The sequence below is a fragment of the Petroclostridium sp. X23 genome (genome assembly GCF_030013905.1).
Lineage (GTDB): Bacteria > Bacillota > Clostridia > SK-Y3 > SK-Y3 > X23.
The window spans coordinates 3323209-3341099 of the sequence record NZ_CP124862.1 but is presented as its reverse complement, the minus strand read 5'-3'; the positions used below and the strand labels follow the sequence as shown (position 1 = coordinate 3341099).

The 17891-nt window shown below is 36.0% G+C and carries 19 protein-coding genes and 1 tRNA gene; 5 read left to right on the top strand and 15 right to left on the bottom strand.

The genetic code is table 11. The features are described 5' to 3' along the window. Nucleotides 1–215: 215 nt before the first annotated feature. The 6 genes from QKW49_RS15870 to zupT all read right to left on the bottom strand — a co-directional run bounded on the left by QKW49_RS15870 (nt 216) and on the right by zupT (nt 7186). On the bottom strand, nt 216–2624 hold the full coding sequence (locus QKW49_RS15870) for a homocysteine S-methyltransferase family protein (RefSeq protein WP_282863644.1): 2409 nt from the start codon (nt 2622–2624) through the stop codon (nt 216–218). After that, nucleotides 2617–3258, bottom strand: a complete 642-nt coding sequence (locus QKW49_RS15865; protein ID WP_282863643.1) for a methionine synthase — start codon at nt 3256–3258, stop codon at nt 2617–2619. Before QKW49_RS15865 ends, QKW49_RS15870 begins: the two co-directional genes overlap by 8 nt. Nucleotides 3259–3318: 60 nt before the next feature. Next, on the bottom strand, nt 3319–4170 hold the full coding sequence (locus tag QKW49_RS15860; RefSeq protein WP_282863642.1) for a YihY/virulence factor BrkB family protein: 852 nt from the start codon (nt 4168–4170) through the stop codon (nt 3319–3321). A 139-nt stretch (nt 4171–4309) separates the two neighbouring features. Continuing rightward, nucleotides 4310–5026: a LysM peptidoglycan-binding domain-containing protein gene (locus QKW49_RS15855; RefSeq protein WP_282863641.1), complete on the bottom strand. Its 717-nt coding sequence runs from the start codon at nt 5024–5026 to the stop codon at nt 4310–4312. Nucleotides 5027–5114: 88 nt separating this feature from the next. Beyond that, a complete protein-coding gene (locus tag QKW49_RS15850; RefSeq protein ID WP_282863640.1) occupies nt 5115–6278 on the bottom strand; it encodes a YibE/F family protein in 1164 nt (387 codons plus the stop codon). Between the two features lie 95 nt (nt 6279–6373). Further along, nucleotides 6374–7186 (bottom strand): zinc transporter ZupT, encoded by an 813-nt coding sequence (gene zupT / locus QKW49_RS15845; RefSeq protein ID WP_282863639.1) that lies wholly within the window; start codon nt 7184–7186, stop codon nt 6374–6376. Nucleotides 7187–7362: 176 nt separating this feature from the next. Between zupT and QKW49_RS15840 the strand changes: the two genes are divergently transcribed. Beyond that, entirely contained in the window at nt 7363–8400 is a 1038-nt protein-coding gene (locus QKW49_RS15840) for a 3D domain-containing protein (RefSeq protein ID WP_282863638.1), read from the top strand. A gap of 102 nt (nt 8401–8502) precedes the next feature. Here QKW49_RS15840 and QKW49_RS15835 read toward each other — a convergent pair whose 3' ends face one another. The 7 genes from QKW49_RS15835 to QKW49_RS15805 all read right to left on the bottom strand — a co-directional run bounded on the left by QKW49_RS15835 (nt 8503) and on the right by QKW49_RS15805 (nt 12838). After that, nucleotides 8503–8652, bottom strand: a complete 150-nt coding sequence (locus QKW49_RS15835) for a hypothetical protein (protein ID WP_282863637.1) — start codon at nt 8650–8652, stop codon at nt 8503–8505. A gap of 191 nt (nt 8653–8843) precedes the next feature. Continuing rightward, on the bottom strand, nt 8844–9437 hold the full coding sequence (gene rbr, locus QKW49_RS15830) for a rubrerythrin (protein ID WP_282863636.1): 594 nt from the start codon (nt 9435–9437) through the stop codon (nt 8844–8846). 142 nt (nt 9438–9579) lie between these two features. Further along, the gene (locus QKW49_RS15825) at nt 9580–10410 is read right to left on the bottom strand and encodes an ATP-binding cassette domain-containing protein (protein WP_282863635.1); all 831 of its coding nucleotides are present in this window, start codon (nt 10408–10410) and stop codon (nt 9580–9582) included. Beyond that, nucleotides 10407–10964, bottom strand: a complete 558-nt coding sequence (locus QKW49_RS15820) for an energy-coupling factor transporter transmembrane component T (protein WP_349239135.1) — start codon at nt 10962–10964, stop codon at nt 10407–10409. The genes QKW49_RS15825 and QKW49_RS15820 overlap by 4 nt, the downstream gene beginning before the upstream one ends. Nucleotides 10965–11125: 161 nt before the next feature. Then, nucleotides 11126–11896: an energy-coupling factor ABC transporter permease gene (locus tag QKW49_RS15815; protein ID WP_282863633.1), complete on the bottom strand. Its 771-nt coding sequence runs from the start codon at nt 11894–11896 to the stop codon at nt 11126–11128. Between the two features lie 57 nt (nt 11897–11953). After that, a complete protein-coding gene (locus QKW49_RS15810) occupies nt 11954–12367 on the bottom strand; it encodes a transcriptional repressor (RefSeq protein WP_282863632.1) in 414 nt (137 codons plus the stop codon). Nucleotides 12368–12643: 276 nt separating this feature from the next. Beyond that, nucleotides 12644–12838 carry a hypothetical protein gene (locus tag QKW49_RS15805; RefSeq protein WP_282863631.1) on the bottom strand — a complete coding sequence of 65 codons (195 nt, stop codon included), beginning with the start codon at nt 12836–12838 and terminating at the stop codon, nt 12644–12646. Nucleotides 12839–13201: 363 nt separating this feature from the next. On the opposite strand from QKW49_RS15805, the gene QKW49_RS15800 reads away from it, so the two are divergent. Then, the gene (locus QKW49_RS15800; RefSeq protein WP_282863267.1) at nt 13202–14413 is read left to right on the top strand and encodes a transposase; all 1212 of its coding nucleotides are present in this window, start codon (nt 13202–13204) and stop codon (nt 14411–14413) included. A gap of 306 nt (nt 14414–14719) precedes the next feature. Here the strand turns inward: QKW49_RS15800 and QKW49_RS15795 are convergent. Together QKW49_RS15795 and QKW49_RS15790 are read right to left on the bottom strand one after the other, a co-directional pair. Then, a tRNA-OTHER gene (locus tag QKW49_RS15795) sits at nt 14720–14815 on the bottom strand. Nucleotides 14816–15118: 303 nt separating this feature from the next. Continuing rightward, nucleotides 15119–15871, bottom strand: coding sequence for a LexA family transcriptional regulator (locus QKW49_RS15790; protein ID WP_282863630.1), 753 nt, complete (start codon nt 15869–15871; stop codon nt 15119–15121). A 162-nt stretch (nt 15872–16033) separates the two neighbouring features. On the opposite strand from QKW49_RS15790, the gene QKW49_RS15785 reads away from it, so the two are divergent. From QKW49_RS15785 to QKW49_RS15775, 3 genes are all read left to right on the top strand, one after another. Further along, nucleotides 16034–16252 carry a hypothetical protein gene (locus tag QKW49_RS15785; protein WP_282863629.1) on the top strand — a complete coding sequence of 73 codons (219 nt, stop codon included), beginning with the start codon at nt 16034–16036 and terminating at the stop codon, nt 16250–16252. A gap of 376 nt (nt 16253–16628) precedes the next feature. Continuing rightward, a complete protein-coding gene (locus tag QKW49_RS15780; RefSeq protein WP_282863628.1) occupies nt 16629–17714 on the top strand; it encodes a hypothetical protein in 1086 nt (361 codons plus the stop codon). Next, on the top strand, nt 17715–17882 hold the full coding sequence (locus tag QKW49_RS15775; protein WP_282863627.1) for a helix-turn-helix domain-containing protein: 168 nt from the start codon (nt 17715–17717) through the stop codon (nt 17880–17882). It abuts the gene before it with no gap. Nucleotides 17883–17891: the final 9 nt, after the last annotated feature.

The following is a 17891-nucleotide window of genomic DNA, read 5'->3' as shown; positions in this document are numbered from 1 at the left end:
TTTTCACCGCCCTATCTGAAGAATATTATATACAAAATACTGTATACTTTCAAATACTTTTTATAGATTAAGGGTTTGAACATAAAGGAAGGTTGGAATATCTATCCTCCAAGCCATTTCAAAATTTCTTCCATTAAGCAGTTAATGTGAAATTCAGGAGATGTATTCCAACCCTTTGTACATCATGAACTTATCAAAACATATTCATCTCTTTTTCAGGAGAGTTTTTGAGCCAGTTTTACAGCACTGTGCGCATCTTCCGAATATCCATCCGCTCCTATCTCCTGCGCAAACTGTTCATTTACAACGGCTCCCCCAATCATAAATTTAGAGCGCAATCCTTCTTTTTTTGCGAGCTGGATGACTTCCTTCATTTCCACCATGGTTGTCGTCATTAATGCTGATAAGCCAATAATCTGCGCATCTATTTCCCTCGCTTTATCTATAATATCTTGAGCGCTTACATCCTTCCCCAAGTCATGTACTTCAAACCCGTAGTTTTTTAGCATGAGTCCTACGATATTTTTCCCTATGTCATGAATATCTCCACGTACTGTAGCCAATACCAACTTTGTTTTGTTTTTTGGTGCCGTGTCCTGCTGGGTTTTCAATAACGGCTCTACACGTTCAAACGCCTTTTTCATTGCCTCCGCACTCTGGATTAACTGGGGAAGAAAGTATTTCTTTTGATCATATAATTCACCTACATGTGTAATTGCCGGTATAAGTACTTCATTCACCAATTTGTCAGGTGCAGCATTTTGTTTTAATGCTGTATTAATAAGTTCACTGACACTGTCCTTACTTCCTTTTACAACAGCATCATAGATTTGCTCTAATATGTTGACAGAAGCTTTTTTATTTTTCTCATCCGATCGTTCCGATGTACCACCGGCAAAATGTGTGATATAATTGGCTGCATTCGCATCCCTTGAAGTAAGTACATCACATGCCTTCTTCATATTCATAATTAGATTAACGGAAGGATTTGCTATAGCGGAAGTTAAACCCTTTCCCATCGCCATTGCCAAAAACGCTCCATTGACCCAGCTCCGTTCCGGCAATCCAAAAGAAACATTGGATAATCCCATCACAGTACCACATCCGAAATGGTTTGTACACCAATCCACCACTTTTAATGTTTCGGCTGCAGCTTTCTGGTCGGCTGATACCGTCATCACCAAGCCGTCTACAATAATATCTTTCTTTTCAAATCCATATTTTTGTGCTTCACTATATACTCTCTCTATAACCTTATACCTTTCTTCTGCTGTTTCGGGAATTCCCGTATCATCTAACGGCAATAGTATAAACATCGCACCATATTTTGCTGCGATAGGCAATAATCTTTCAAGTTTCTCTTTTTCGGCAGAAATAGAGTTTATCAATGCCCTCCCCGGATAAATACGCAATGCCGCCTCAATTACTTCGTGAGAAGAGGAATCAATACATAGTGGTGCATGAACCCTGGTACATAATGATTGAATCACCTCAATCATCGTCTCTTTTTCGTTAATTCCCGGCATACCGACATTCACATCTAAAACTTCCGCTCCTTGGTCCAACTGATTCATTGCGAGGTCAAGTACTTCCTCCATCTTCCCTTCTTTTAGCTGCTGTTGAAGTACTTTTTTCCCGGTGGGGTTGATTCTTTCACCGATCACTACCAAGGGCCTATTTCCTCCCATATAAACGGTTTTCCCGGATGAAGCCAGTACACTGATATTGTTGTTTTTTTGAATGATCGGTTTCACACCTGAAATATTGGTTTGGATTTGCTCAATATATGATGGGGAAGTCCCACAACAACCGCCAATTAAACCTACTCCCAATTCTATAAAACTTTTTACATAGGTGCCGAATTCTCCGGCATTCATCGTAAATACCGTTTCACCATCTACCAATTTAGGCAACCCGGCATTGGGTTTGGCGAGAAGAGGCACGGCAGCATGTGAGCTCATGGCTGCGATGATATCCAGCATCTGCTCGGGACCGGTGGAGCAATTGCATCCCACCGCATCGGCACCAAGGCTCTGCAATGTAATTAATGCAGTTGTAGGATCGGTACCGGTTAAGGTTCTTCCATCCTCATTAAAAGTCATACTTATGCAAACCGGCAAATCACAGGATTCTTTCACTGCCAGCAATGCAGCCCTTGCTTCCTGAATATCCATCATTGTTTCCACAATAAAAAAATCTACTCCGCCTTCCAGCAACCCCCGAACCTGTTCTTTGTAAACACCCACCATCTCTTCAAAGGATAATTCACCTATAGGATGTATAAACTGTCCGGTAGGCGCTAAATCCCCCGCTACAAAAGCCTTATCCACAACAGCTTGTCTTGAAAGCTGCGCAAGCTTCTTATTTATTTCAAATACTTGATCGCCTAATCCGAATTCCTCAAGCTTAATCCGATTCCCTCCGAATGTACAGGTATATACGGCGGTAGACCCTGCCTCAACATATTCTCTCTGTACTTCCATAATGACTTCCGGGTGCTCTACTACCCATTGTTCCGGACATACTCCCCGGGGCATTCCTTTTTTCTGAAGCTGTGTTCCGGTAGCTCCATCCAGTATCATAATATTATTTTTGAGATATTCTCTGAATTCTCCTCTATTCATATGCTTCAATCCTTTCTATCCCTGCGATGGCCAATACTGACTTTTCAGGTACCAGCATGTATTTTTCCGTAAGCTCGACACCATACTTGCTTAGTTCGAGCATATCATATATGATTTTCTGATTGATGAGCAGGAGATCACCATAACCGGGACTGTATCTATGCTTTGTTAATTTACATCCTTCTCTGCGAATGGTTTTATTGATAAACTCCATCAACCAACCTAATGCCGCATCTGCTGCTTGGGATGCTGTGGAATCCATAATAACTCCTAATGCTGCATTCCCTGTACTTACTTCTGAACGTATCCTGTCTACGATGGTCTTTCCTGCGGTAGAAGCCATCAGCATCACTTCATCACTGTTAGACAAAAGCTTTGCAAGGCTGGCGCTCTCAAACTTTTTACCATTCTCCAGCTTTATATGGCTTTCGCTTCGCTCAACGATTGCAAACCGCCCATATACCCCGCTGAGTCTGCACAAGGATAACGCTGATCTTATACCGCTTTCCAAAAATTTTTCCTGCTCTTCACTGAGTGTGGTAGTATTCTTTTTATATCCTAATCTTAAAAGAATCATCTCTCGTTTCGGTACCGACGGAATTGATCCTATATAATGAATATTTTTAATGATCATCACACCTTGCTTTTTTGTATAAATAGTATTATATCAATTATAATATTATTTTGATAGTAGTCAATAATGTTTAGGATGCGGCTTTTCTTTGCCTTCTCTATCAAATGCCAATGTGGCGTTAAATTCTCCCCCTATAAGCATCACTTCGGCACTGAGAAACAGCCATATCAAAAGTACAATTACTCCTCCGATACTTCCATAGATCCTGGAGTAATTCACAAAATGATTTACATAATACGCAAATCCTAATGATATGAGAATCCAGCTCGCTGTGGTAAAAACTGCGCCGGGCATAACCTCCCGCCACAGAAGCCTTCGATTGGGTATACTGCGATATAATACCGCAAAGACAATCGTCATAATAAACAGCATAAAACCATATCTTATCCAATCCCATAAAGCATGAAAAACATTCGGCATTCCCAGCCAAACAGATAGATAGAAGCCCGCCTGTTCGCCGAAAATCAATAAGATAAAAGAAAGTAAAATAATGATTGCAAGTATGATAGTAAATAGAATAGCCATACCTTTTATCATCCAAAAAGGCCGCTTTTCCTCTTCATCGTAAGCTCTATTAAGACCTCTTACCAGAGAGCCTACACCATTGGACGCTGCCCATAACGTCGTAATGATACCAAAAGACAATAGGCCTTTATTCTTGCTTCCCGCAACCACAGGTATGATTTGCTGAATCAATACATACGCATTTTCAGGCAAAATATTTAACAACTCTTTCAATACCTCTCTACTGGATAGAGGAGTATATCCAATCAATGTAATAAGGAAAATAAGAAAAGGAAAAAATGATAACAGAAAATAATACGCAAGCTGTGCCCCTAATGCAGGTATATCATCTTCATAAAAACGAATATATAATTTTTTCAAGCAACCTGCCGCTTTACTGACCTTCATAATCGTACTCCTATATAAATAATTTCTAAAATAGTTCACGGCTAACAATGTATATTGCTAACCGTGAACTTAAAATTCGTTATATAGTCTGAACATTATTCACTATAATCATGCATGACCTACCATCTTATCGGCAAAGCTAGTTTTTAGCCGGCACCAGAATCGTTTGCCCTGATTTTAAATCACTCGGACTGCTAAACCCATTGATCTGCATAAGTTCATTACTTTTCTGTCCATTTCCGAAAAACTTTACACTAAGACTCCACAGCGTATCACCTTTTTGAACGGTATACTTCATGTATTTCCCGCCTTGCGAAGATGTGCCGGTTGTAGTACTTGATACTGCCGGGGTAGTACTTGATACTGCAGGGGTAGTATTTGACGAGCTTACATCTCCCCAATCAAACTGTTCTATCACTGTATCAACCTTTTCCTCTACCTGTGACAGCTTGTTTTCCAGTGCTGCGATTCTGGTATCCTGCTGCTTGACACTGCCGCTTGCAGGTATACTTTCCTGTGATAGCGACTCGATAATCTTCTGATATTTACTATGCATCTGAAACTGAGAAATAATTAAACCAATAATTAATACTGACATTATCCCCAAAACGCTTAGAAGAACGGTCATGCTCCGAGAGAAATTAATGTTTGGTACAGATGCAGCACTGGGATCTTTTTCACGTTTCCTTCTAGAATGGTGCTTCATTTCATCCTGCTTTTGCTTCATCAATTCCTCCATCACCCGAGTATGCAGTGATGCCCCTGAGCGCCTGTTATGGACTCCCTTTATATCTTCGTCCACAAATCTTCCTGCATCATCAGGCTGGTTCATTTCTCTTTCCATCTTGTCGTCCATGTCCATACACCTCCTGAGATTCCGTATATTTACCTATACTGTTATTATTCGACTTTTACTAGTAAAATCCTGCAAAAAAGTATAAACTTTAACGAAATCTTTGATGCAGCAGGGCAAAACTTAACGCTGTAATAGGAATAGCAAACAGCAGCCCGATGCTTCCTGCAACCGATCTTATGATTTCAGTTGCCACAAAATCGAAATTAAGTACTTCATGCCAAGATGTTTGATATGCGGCAAACAGCATAATCATGCTCAAGGCCCCTCCGGTATAAGCAAGAATAAGTGTATTGGACATAGTACCCATAATATCTTTGCCAATATTCATTCCGTGCTTAAACAATTGGCCAAAAGGAATTTCTTCATCTTTACTCACCAATTCTGTAAGAGCAGATGCGATGGAAATGGAGACGTCCATCGCTGCCCCAAGAGCCCCTATCAGGATTCCGGCAAATAGCAGCCCTTGAAAATTAAATGCTACTTTTTGGGGAATAAACATCAGCATCTGAGCATCTTCAGTGCCTAATCCTGTTAACCTGGCAACAACACTATATATGTATGCGATCATTCCACCGGCAGTGATTCCCCCTACAGTTCCTATGATCGCTGAAACGGCTTTTCTATTCCAACCTGCTATAATCAGCATGGTTGCTATGGTAGATACCCCACACACACCTACTGCCAGTAAAATCGGGTTTGTTCCTTTTAACAGCAATGGAATCATTACATATAAAACCAGAAAAACCGTAATTCCTAATGAAACGATAGATTTAAATCCTTTCCATCCTCCAAACAGAATAAGCAATACAAGAAAGATTCCGATAATTTGAAAAATATAGTTTATCCTTTCATAACTGCTTACATAAAAGACAGGTTCTTCTCCTTCATACTTTTCCATATGCACCGCAACAACCACTTCGGGTTCTAAATTTATATCATGCGCCGGATTTCCCATTAAAGTGTTTTCTACTTCTACAATCTTACCTTTTAAATCTTTATTAAGAATCCGTAAGCTTGCGATTTGGGTAATTACCTTCATATTCCCTTCTTGAAATTCTTCTTCAATGGTATCTTTTATCTCTACTACTTTTGCCTTATATATTGCTGTTTGCGGTTCTTCTATCCCCTCTTCGGCAGTACCTATACCAGGTATAAGCGTAAATATAAATATTGCTGTCAAGAACATACATATATTTTTTGATATACAACTTACCACATGATTATATCGCTTTAAACATCCCATTCTCATCATTTAAATCCTTTCTATATCTTTTTTTTGCATAACTAAAGGAACGTTATAATAACGTTCCTATTTTATCATATCCTTTTGCATGGTAAAAGGACCAATTAAATAAATAGCAAAAGACTAACCGCCATTACCATCATTCCTGCAATGACACCATAAATGGATAAATGATGTTCTTCATACTCCCTCGCCGTAGGCAGAAGCTCATCCAGAGAAATAAATACCATAATGCCTGCCACTGAAGCAAATAATAATCCGAATACTACGTCATTAAAAAACGGAAGCAATATCAAATATCCTACCAGAGCGCCCACCGGTTCGGAAAATCCCGAAATGAAAGATAGTAAGAATGCTTTCTTTCTATCACCGGTTGCATAATAAACGGGCACTGATACCGCAATTCCTTCAGGGATATTATGTATGGCAATGGCGACCGCAATGGCAATACCTAGCGAAGGGTCCTTTAATGCAGCCGTAAACGTTGCAAGTCCTTCCGGAAAGTTATGAATACCAATGGCCAAGGCAGTTAAAAAACCCATTCTTAATAACTTCTTATTATGTTCTTGGCGGTCATCAGCCCTCATCTCTTCAACTTTTTTAACCTCATGAGGATTTTCATCCGAAGGAATAAGTTTATCAATACCTGCAATCAAAAACATCCCTGCAAAGAAAGCCCCAACAGTAGCCCATGACCCTCCTACCGTTCCAAGTTCTTCCACAAGTGCGTCTTTTGCCTTAAAAAAGATTTCAATCATAGAGACATAAATCATTACCCCTCCGGAGAAACCCAGAGCGATTGATAAAAACTTGGTATTGGTTCGTTTAGTGAAAAAAGCTAGAACACTTCCGACACCTGTAGCCAATCCTGCAAATAACGTTAATCCGAAAGCAAATAATACCGTGTTCCATTCCATTTACAACACTCCTTAGTCAGGCTTAAATAAATCCAAAATAATATTTACCCAATATAAATATTTGTAAACATTATACCGTTTATTAATTCACGAAAAATCACTTTAAGCATGTGGAATTTGACAAATATTTTAAAAAAAGTTATTATTTCTATAAACCATTTTATAAAACAAGAGAGATGGGAGGAAATTTTATAAATACGAAACATAACGCCTTGATTAAAAATACCGTTCATAAATCAATCATCCCAATAATAATATTTTTACTCATCACCGCCCTCTTTACTACTATTTTGATATCGCTAAACAGAAAAACAATTTCTGTTAATGTTGACGGGCAGCATATACAGTTTGTCACAAATAGAAGTACGGTAGAGGAAGCATTAAATGAGCAAAATATAGAATTAGGTCCTAAAGATAAAACACAGCCAACTTTAGATACAAGCTTAAAGAATCATGATATAATCACTATTAAACGTGCTGTCAATGTTACAATTGACTTGTATGGCAAAAAACTCGTTGTACAATCTGCAGAGAATGATATTAAATCTATGCTTACCTCAGAGGAAATCGTATTAAACCCGACAGATAAGATCAACCCAGGTATGGAAACCCTACTATATGATGGTATACATATTGATATTATTAATGTTGAAAAAAAGACGGTTATAGAATCGGTGCCTCTAAAATATAATACCATTGTAAAAAAAGATCGCAGCCTGGCAAATACTAAGAAAAAAACTGTCCAAGAGGGTAAGGCGGGCGAAAAACAGATCAGCATGAATGTTGTTTATGAAAATAACAAAGAAGTTTCCAGAAAAGTGATTGAAGAGAAAGTCATTAAAAGTCCTGTTGATGAAATCATTACACAAGGCACGTATCCCGTAAAGCCTGTTTCAGAAAGCGGCGAAGCGCTAGCTTACAGCAGAAAGTTTACAGCAAAGGCTACCGCATACTGGGCTATACGAGGTGTAGGTAAAACTTATACTGCTTCGGGTAGAAAAGCCGTATATAATCCTGATGGGTATAGTACCATTGCAGTTGACCCCAAAGTAATTCCTTATGGAACAAAGTTGTTTGTTGAAGGTTATGGATTTGCCATCGCAGCCGATACCGGCACCAGTATAAAAGGAGATACCGTTGATGTTTATTTTAATACTTATAAGGAAGCCTGCAATTGGGGATTAAAGTACGTAGATGTATACGTATTAAAATAATGTTTATGGCAAAGGGCTGGTTCATCTGTTTGCTCAGCACAAGCAAAACGGAAGAATCAGCCCTATATTTCACATCTGTTTGGCTGTTTTAGCAATTGAGATTTACCCTTTTTTCTTCTTTATGGCTTCCTCTATTTGTTGTGATGTAGTCACTTTTTCTTTTTTAAAATCCAATCCTACCCCTACCGGGCCTCCCTTTTCAATAGAATCTGTTCCTTTTCCCACAACACCTTTCATATTCTTTCTGGTCATCTAAAACATCTCCTGCCACGCTAATATTTTTTACTTTGCTTTCTATTTGGTAGTATAGAGATATTGTGAGCTTTTTATGCATTCCGCCCATTTAAAAGATTATATGCTAGCTGTATTTCTTTTTATTTCAACACATAAAAAGGATGCAGTCTAATTGTCACTACATCCTTTTATTACTTTAATACAATGTATTAATAAGTTTCTACAAACACCTCAAAGTATGCTTTTGGATGGATGCATGCCGGGCATTTATCCGGTGCGCTTGTTCCTTCATGAACGTATCCGCAATTCCCGCATTTCCAAAGAATTTTTTCGTCTTTTTTGAATACTTTATCATTTTCAATATTCTCTGCCAGCTTTTTATATCTTGTTTCATGTCTTTTTTCTGCTGAAGCGATAAATCTGTATGCCGCCGCTATCTCCGGGAATCCTTCTTCATCTGCCACATCTGCGAAAGCAGGATACAAATCGGTCCATTCTTCATTCTCGCCTTCAGCTGCTGCTTTTAAGTTATCAAGGGTAGTTCCTTGTGCTACAGGATATGATGCTGTAATTTCAATCATTGCCGGCAGTTCTTCCGCTAGTCCTTCTAATAAAAATTTATAGAACCTTTTTGCATGCTCCTTTTCATTATCCGCAGTTTCAATAAAAATACTTTTAATTTGCTTATAGCCTTCTTTATCCGCTATCGAAGCATAATAAGTGTATCGATTACGTGCCTGTGATTCTCCTGCAAAGGATTTCAATAAATTTTCTGCTGTTTTGGTTCCTTTTAAAGATTTCATTTTTTATAACCCCCGTGTTTAATTTTTTATATTTGTATATATACCATGATCTGTTACTCTTAAACAATTTAATAACTCATATATAAATATTGAGTAGACGAAATACTTATAAAAATTTTTCCTTTTATATATATAACTTATTCTACATTTTCAGAAGTTTACATATTTCCTTTTCAGCCTGATCAATATTGATGGGTATATTGATATCTATACCTTTTTCCTTTAAATTATTAAATAATTGCGTTAATATTGGCGGTTCAAGGTTTGCTTCTTCGAGCAATCCCACTTGTTTAAATATCTCTTGAGGTGTTCCCATACTCACAATGTTGCCTTTATTAAGAATATAAATTGTATCTGCAATATGAGGGACAATATTGATATCGTGGGTAGTAATAATGGTAGTAACCCCCATATCCCTATTAAGGTTATTTATAAGCTCAATCATTTCTCTTTTTGACTTTGGATCTAATCCATCAAAAGGCTCGTCCAATATTAAAAGCTCGGGTGACATGGTCATCGCCCCTGCTAATGCAACTTTCTTCTTTTGGCCTCCGCTCAAATAATGAGGAATTTTATCTAATATATCACTAATTCCAAGAACATCAGCAATTTCTTGCACCTTTAAAGCTGCTGCTTCTTTTCTTATTCCTTCATTTTTTAATGAAAAAGCAATATCATCATAAACCGTCGGTCCAATGATTTGCTCATCTACGTTTTGAAATACTACACCTATTTTCTTTCGTATTTGCTTGAATTCCTTAAATGGACTTACGCCAAAAACCTCAATTTCTCCGTCTACCGGCTTGAGCAGCCCGAGAATATGAGATAATAGCGTTGTCTTTCCGGTCCCATTTGGTCCTAATATGACAACCCGGTCTCCTTTACGTACTACAAAATCCAACCCACAGATACTAACCTCTGTTTTGTCCGGATAAATGTGCTTGATGCACTTTACTCTTACAATTTCACTCAAAAAAACACCACCATTGCTATTATAATCACGCTTATCCCGATAGGAATATAATCTAATCTCTTAAACTTAAACCATTTATTATCTGAAATTATTTTTCCCTCATAGCCTCTTAATGAATATATATTATACATTCTCTCAGACATATCAAAAGCATTTATGAATAATACCCCTATAACACCAGCTAAATTTTTTATATTAAATATGATATTATAAGGTCTAAGTCCTCCTCGGAGTTTAATAATGGTTAGAGATCTCTGAATTTTTTCTAAAAGAATAAAAAATATTCTATAAGTAAAAAACATTCCATCTACGACAATACCAGGCAAAAGCAAGCGGAAAAACGCAAATATTTCCGTATACGGAGTCGTAGTGACTAAAAGAAGCATTGTCATTGCTGCATCTACCGCTTTTAATATCACTATAAATCCTGCTTCCACAGAATACACAAATCTTGTGAACCCAAATACTAAACTGAAGAAAACCGGATATAGCGCAAAGTGCAAAATTCGCCGCAACGGAAGCTTATTGACTATATTTAATAAGATAAGTAACATCAATATAGATATAAGCTTTAATAAATTATCCGATACTATGATGGATACTATCATACTAATAGTTAGCAGAATTTTAGAGAGGACCGATGATCTATGCAGGTATCCTTCTCCATTATTAGATAATTGATCAATATAGGCTATGTCCATGCTATCCTCCAACACTAATTTTGAATGGTCCCATGCCCAGTCTGCATTATCATTTCCGGACGGACTTTCATGAAAAATGCAATAATTAAAGAAGTAATAAACGCTTCAAGCGCAATACCTAACAGCAATATAACTCCTATCGCACCCCATCCTGATAGTGCAAAAATACGCACTTCCGATAATATATCTTCAAAGTCTTCATCATCATGGTGCCGGTCTACATGATCTTCTTCAACGGCCTCATGTTCATCAGCATGCTCTTGTATACTCCCATGATGACTATGGGGAAGTGCATATGCTAATCCCGCATTTGCTGCTGATACGACACCCACCATCAAGCCCGTTGAAATCAACAGTGTGATAATAACCGTTATTGATACTGCTGCTACCGGCTTCATATATTTCTTTACTATCTTAAATAAAGCATAACCCAAAAGAACTTCCGTACCTATAATCAGCGTATTCAGCCCTACAACTGTAATACCACCATGACCAATGATTGCAAGAATGAGATTTACAATAAACACTGCGATAAATCCTAACCATGGTCCCGCAAGAATCCCTGCTAATACAGTTAAATTAAGATGAAACGGTAAAAATCCAACCGGTACTGACATCGTAATAAGCATCAATGCGCTTATCACGCCAATAAACGGTACCTTTTTAGATAAGTCTTCTTTTTTTACTCTTGTTGCGGCAATTCCTACGATTCCCAAAGTCGCTACATACCCCGCAATCCACCATAATGGTGCAATAATTCCATCTACTAAATGCAAATGGCTCACCAAAAAACACCTCCTAGTTGTCATCCATGTACACGTATTTTCTTCTTCTGATATTATCTACTGGCACTGTGGACAGTATCCATACATCTCCAATCTATGCCCAGTGATTTTAAACTGAGTTTGATTTCTGACATTCTTCTCAAAATCTGATACCGGACATCCTTCTATTTCTATCATCTTTTTGCATCCTATGCAAATAATATGATGCCTGTGAGAATTGGTATTTATTTCATATCTATATTTATTATCACCAAAATCTATCTTTCTTAACATATTTTTAGAAGATAGCAACTCTATTGTCCTGTATACTGTAGTCAGACATGTTGTCGGATTTATTCTTTTTACTTCCATGAATATTTCCTCTGCTGTAAGGCATTTTTTATTTTGTGAAAGTATTTCTAATATGGCCTTTCTCTGCTTTGTAAGTTTGCATTTCTGAGATATTAGAAGTTTTGCTATCCCTCTATCCAAGACTATCCCTCCACCCTATTTGCAAATTATTTGCATTTGCATTAACATTATATTTCTATTCCAAATAAATGTCAATAAAAAAACACTCTAGACTATTCTACAAGCCAGAGTATTTTTTATCGCACATTTGAAAACTGTTTTTTGCTACTGATTATACTAATCCTAGAAGCACTAGCAAGTTATTTTATCTATAAATACATAACAACTAGACATAATTATTTCAAGGACTTTACCGGAGACCCTTATGCGATAATTTCCGTCTCCCAGTATAATCTCTTAAATTATGCTCGTAAAGTTCTCTTGATTACAACTGCTCTTTACGTATTTTATAAATTGCTTCTTGATTACGGTATGACTTTGATACTGTTCTTCAGTAATTTTCCCATCTTCTTTTAGCTTGTCTAATCTCTCAATTACTTTATGACAGAGCTCAGCTAGTTCACTTTCGATGTTCTTTGAATGATTAATCATAGCACCCTCCGTAACTAAACAGAATTAGTTGTGGAATTATATAATAAAATTAAAACTGATTACTAATTGGTTATTATTAACATATTCTATATAAATTAAAAAATTCCTGCTACATATAATAAATTTACAAGGTGTTAAATTATGGAATACGAATACATATATTTATATTATATACCCAAAACAACTGAATATAAACATTATTTTTAAATTAACTTATTTTTTTATAATATTAAATGAGTTAATTTCATAATTTCTAATCCTTGAAAACACAAGGTTAGAAAAAAGCATAAAAAATAGTTTACCCCAATCCGATAAATAATTCGTCCAAACAATCCACAGAAAGGAGTAAACGTTGTACGAATTATGAATCGGCAAACAACATTATTTACTTTAGAGCAAATTATAGAAATTCAACCATTAACAAAATTACAAGCTGTTTTAACATTTATTGATTATTCAATTATGCTTGAAACTTTTAAAATTGATGTCAGCAAACGTGGTCCTAAAGGATTTGCGTATACCAGCTTGCTCAATGCTTTACTTGCAATGCAAATAGATCAAATACCTACTATTAAAGCATTAGTTAAAAGGTTGAAAACAGACCCCGTTTTAAGAGTAACCTGCGGGTTTGATACTATTGGCAAAACGCCTAGTGCTTCAACTTTCTCTAGGTTTATAGAAAAGCTCTCTAAAACCGATGTACTTGAAAAAACTTTTCAGAGAATGGTTCGTAGAGCCAAAACCTTGGGACTTATTAATGGTTCCCATGTCTCAATAGATGCATCGAAAATTGATGCCTTTGAGCATGCTGTACCAAAATCAAAAATACCAGAAAACAATCCAGAGTTTCCTCACTGGGGTGCCAAGCAAGATACCAATGGCAATATGATAAAATGGTTTGGTTGGAAGATGCATGCTGTAGTAGATACAACAAGCGGAATCCCATTAGGGTACATCATAACCCCTGCAAATGTTGCAGATATGGTAATGGCAATACCACTAATGAATAAGCTTAAGGCAGATTATGAAGACTTATTCAAACCATCTTACTACATTATGGATACAGGCTATGATATACCATCTATCTATCAACATGCTGTATCATTTGGTGCTCAAGCTATTATGCCAATTAACTGGAGAAATACGAAAACTCCACCTGAAGGCATTAACTGGGAAGGTCAACTTGTTTGCACCATGAATTATCCGTATGTGAATGGTGGAAATGATAATGGAACCATTCGGTTATTATGTCCCCACGCTTGCGGAAAAGCCAATTGTCCTATGGGTTCAAGTTGGTGTACGAGTACAAAATCAGGATACATTGGCAAAGTTAAAATTAAGGATAATCCACGGTTTATATCTTATCCATTACGAGGAACAGAAGCATGGGACAATCTATATGATGAAAGAACATCCGTTGAACGCTTTTTTGGTGATGGAAAAGAAAACTATGCTTTAAACAATCTGCGTGTAGCAGGGCTAAAAAAAGCAAAAGTATTCATGGATTTAGCCTGCATTGCAATTATTGCTACAAGAATTACAAAAGCAGAACAATCAAAAAATATTGCAGCTTAGTATTTTAATTATCAAGGAACAGGAGATGATATTTCTTAATTTCAAAACTATATAGTTGTGGATAACTATCTATTGTAAGGATAGTCTAACCTTTTTTTGCACAATTTCAAAAATATCAGTAGGAATTATCCACATTCTTGATTTTTGAATTATGAAATATCCTCAAATATATTTTTTAGTAAATATTTACTTATATTATTTTTATATCTGCTTTTTTAAATTGGTTTATTACTACCAAAGTACCTCCAAAGAAAACCATAACCGAAAATAAGGGTTACAACCTAAACAGCTGTAACCCTTTATTTTTGGCGGAGAGAGTGAGATTTGAACTCACGGAACTGTCTCCAGTTCACTCGATTTCGAGTTTCAAGCAGACCATATTATCATTTATTAGGATATTCCAAAAGTCTTTGTATATTTGAACTTGATAGTGTTAATGCATTATTACATATTTATACAAATGAGATGGTTTTAAAATGCTTGTTAGAAGAATGTTAGATATATTAATTCATTGTACCTCAATTATAATATGCTGCAGCTCACGATCAGTGTCTATATACTAAATCAATGAGTTAGAATTATAATATTAACAAATTTCGAATAATTGAATGCCATTATAAAATAAAAAGTAAAACTTTGGGGGCAACCCGACCATGGCGGAGCTGGTCGGGGGACCCCAAAGCTTTATTTATATGAAATGGATTTTTATAATTTTGTCGTGAACTGGCGTACTTTACCAAGAATTTTTATATCGTTTAATTTATATATTAATGGTTCAAATTCGTAGTTATCTGCCGATAAAATAAGCAGATCATTTTTTTTATATAATCTTCTTACTAATACTTCTTTATCAATAATAAATCCGACTATATCGCCATTAGAATAAGTTTCTTTCTTATCAAATGTTACTATGCTGTCTTTATTTATGAAGGGTTTCATAGCATTGTCTTTAACTGTAAATCCAACTGGTTGATTAGTTGAGATGTTTACATTATACATATCATCAATCATTGTAAAATTACATTCATCAAATGACATATCCGATTGGACAAAATTGGTGTTGTTCGCTTCTAGAATAAAACTTGATAACGGTTGTTTATTTGATTGATTAATTATTTCTGTCTCGTATATCTCAAATTGGTCTTTTTCCATTTGTGATTTTATAAATTGTAAAGTTGTGAACAATACTATTTCTTTCATATTATTGATAAAAGTAATTAGTGAGTTCGGAGCTTTATCAAGATAGGCTTCTAATATAAGCTCATTCCCATTTCCATTACATACTTCTGCTATTGCTTTGGAAACTTCGTCTGATGGTGCAGGTATTTTACCAGATTTTAATTGACTGATATATGATGGAGAAATTGAAACCCCTAGTAGTTTACATTTATCAGAAATATCTTTATGAGATAGTCCGCTATTTTCTATAAGATTAGAAAACAATTCATAATAAGCCATATTATCACCTCCAATCACATTATACATTCAATAATTATTAATGTAAAGATAAATAATTATTGAAATACATATTGACAAATGGCGCCAATATGTTAATATAAATTTATCAATTATTATTTAACTATAATAACAATTAATATTAAATTACGTACGGAGGGTATCATGAATCATATTAAACGCTCACGTGTGAATATTAGAATGGAACCATCTTTATGTGACTTCTTCGATGAAATGTCTGCAAAATTAAATGTTCCACGAAACTACCTAATGATTGTAGCTTTAAAAAATTTCCAACAAACGTACTCAAATGTTAATGTCTCTGGCAAAGGGTTAGTCGATTATCTAGATAATCTAAGTCGGAGCACTGAAGAGTATGGTTAAGGCTTTATGCCGCGAAAGCCTATTGATAGTCGAGGGGCCCTGTGTGATAGGCTGATGTTGCCGGCTGGCAATCCGGGGCGGTTTTCCCCGGGTGGCCTGCCGGTGACAGCAGAATATCACATGGGGAGGTGCGACTGTCAATAGGATCGTGGAATAAACCTTAATCATACGAACGATTACTTCTATCTATCGAAAGGTGGTGATTATAGCATGAATAAATTATTAATTTACTTGTAACTCAAATTTTCGTCCGGATCCCTGGCAGCTGCCGGCAAAATGAGTTACATTTGTTCCTGGATTCATCATCCGGGTGCTACTCCTTACTATATGTAGCACCCCATAACACCACTAACAAACCAAAGAAGGGGGTTTAAAAGTGCTTATTCCAATGATTGACACCTTATGTGCTGTAATTGATATTGTAGATTACGAAAAATCAACATATGAACTGCTAAAACTTTTAGAGCAAAAAAAAGAAGAAGCTAAACTAGTTGCAGCTAGTAGCGCTTCCGAAAAGGAAATTATTAAAATTGGAAATCTAAACTTTGAAATTTTGCCTAATGGTTCTAGGCGCTATGCTTTTATTCTACACAATGACGGTTATGAAGTCAAGCTGGCTCAATTCAGAGCAACAAAAGAATGTTTTTACCCTGTATTTATAAAAATAAAATCTGAATATTTATGGTCAAATGGCCCTGAAAACTCGTGGAAGATTATTATTGATTGGGTAAACAATCACGTTGGAAAAGTTAAAGCCAATAAAATTAGCAGACTTGACCCATGCTGTCATACGGATGAATTTAAGCTTAATATTGAAGATCTATATTCATTTAAAGGTCATTTTCAACAGGATTCTATTCATAGAGACAATAGAGAAATAAATGCTATTACTTTTGGATCCAGGAGTGGACGTAATATTTATTCTCGAATATACAATAAAGTACTTGAAGTAAATACGAAAAATCAAAAGCTTTGGTTTTATGATGTTTGGTCTCAAAAAGGATTAGACATTGACAATGTATGGAATATCGAATTTGAGATAAAAAGAGATTTTTTTAGAAATAGAGAAATTGAAACTGTCGAAGATGTTTTTCAAAGAATAAGAGATATTTGGCAGCATTGTACAGGTGAATGGCTTGTAAAAGTAAACTATAACCGATCAAGGATAGAACGGTGCGAAGTTGATGAAAACTGGAGGAAAGTTCAGCAAGCTTTTAATCAATATAATGGCACTGGATTAATATCTAGAGTAAAACAAATTGAAGCTGATGCGTCCATACTTATTCCAGGTGCTATTGGATATATTACTTCTTTCGCTGCTCGCAACGGCATTACAAATATTGATGATGTTTTCAATACTGTATATCAGCAAGGCGTTCAATATTTATCCCATAAGCAACAAGATTTTCAATCAGCAATAACGAAAAAAATGTCTTTATTACATAAGGAGTGTGAAGTTTAGATGGAAAAACTGGTTTATACTGTTCAAGATATTGCTAAAATTCTGGACATTGGAATGAATAAAGCATACGATTTAATACATGAGAAGAAAATCCCATTCATTAAGCTTGGAAGAAAAATACGAATACCTAAGAAAGCTTTTCAAGAATGGCTTGAAAGGTCAGCATGATACGGTGAT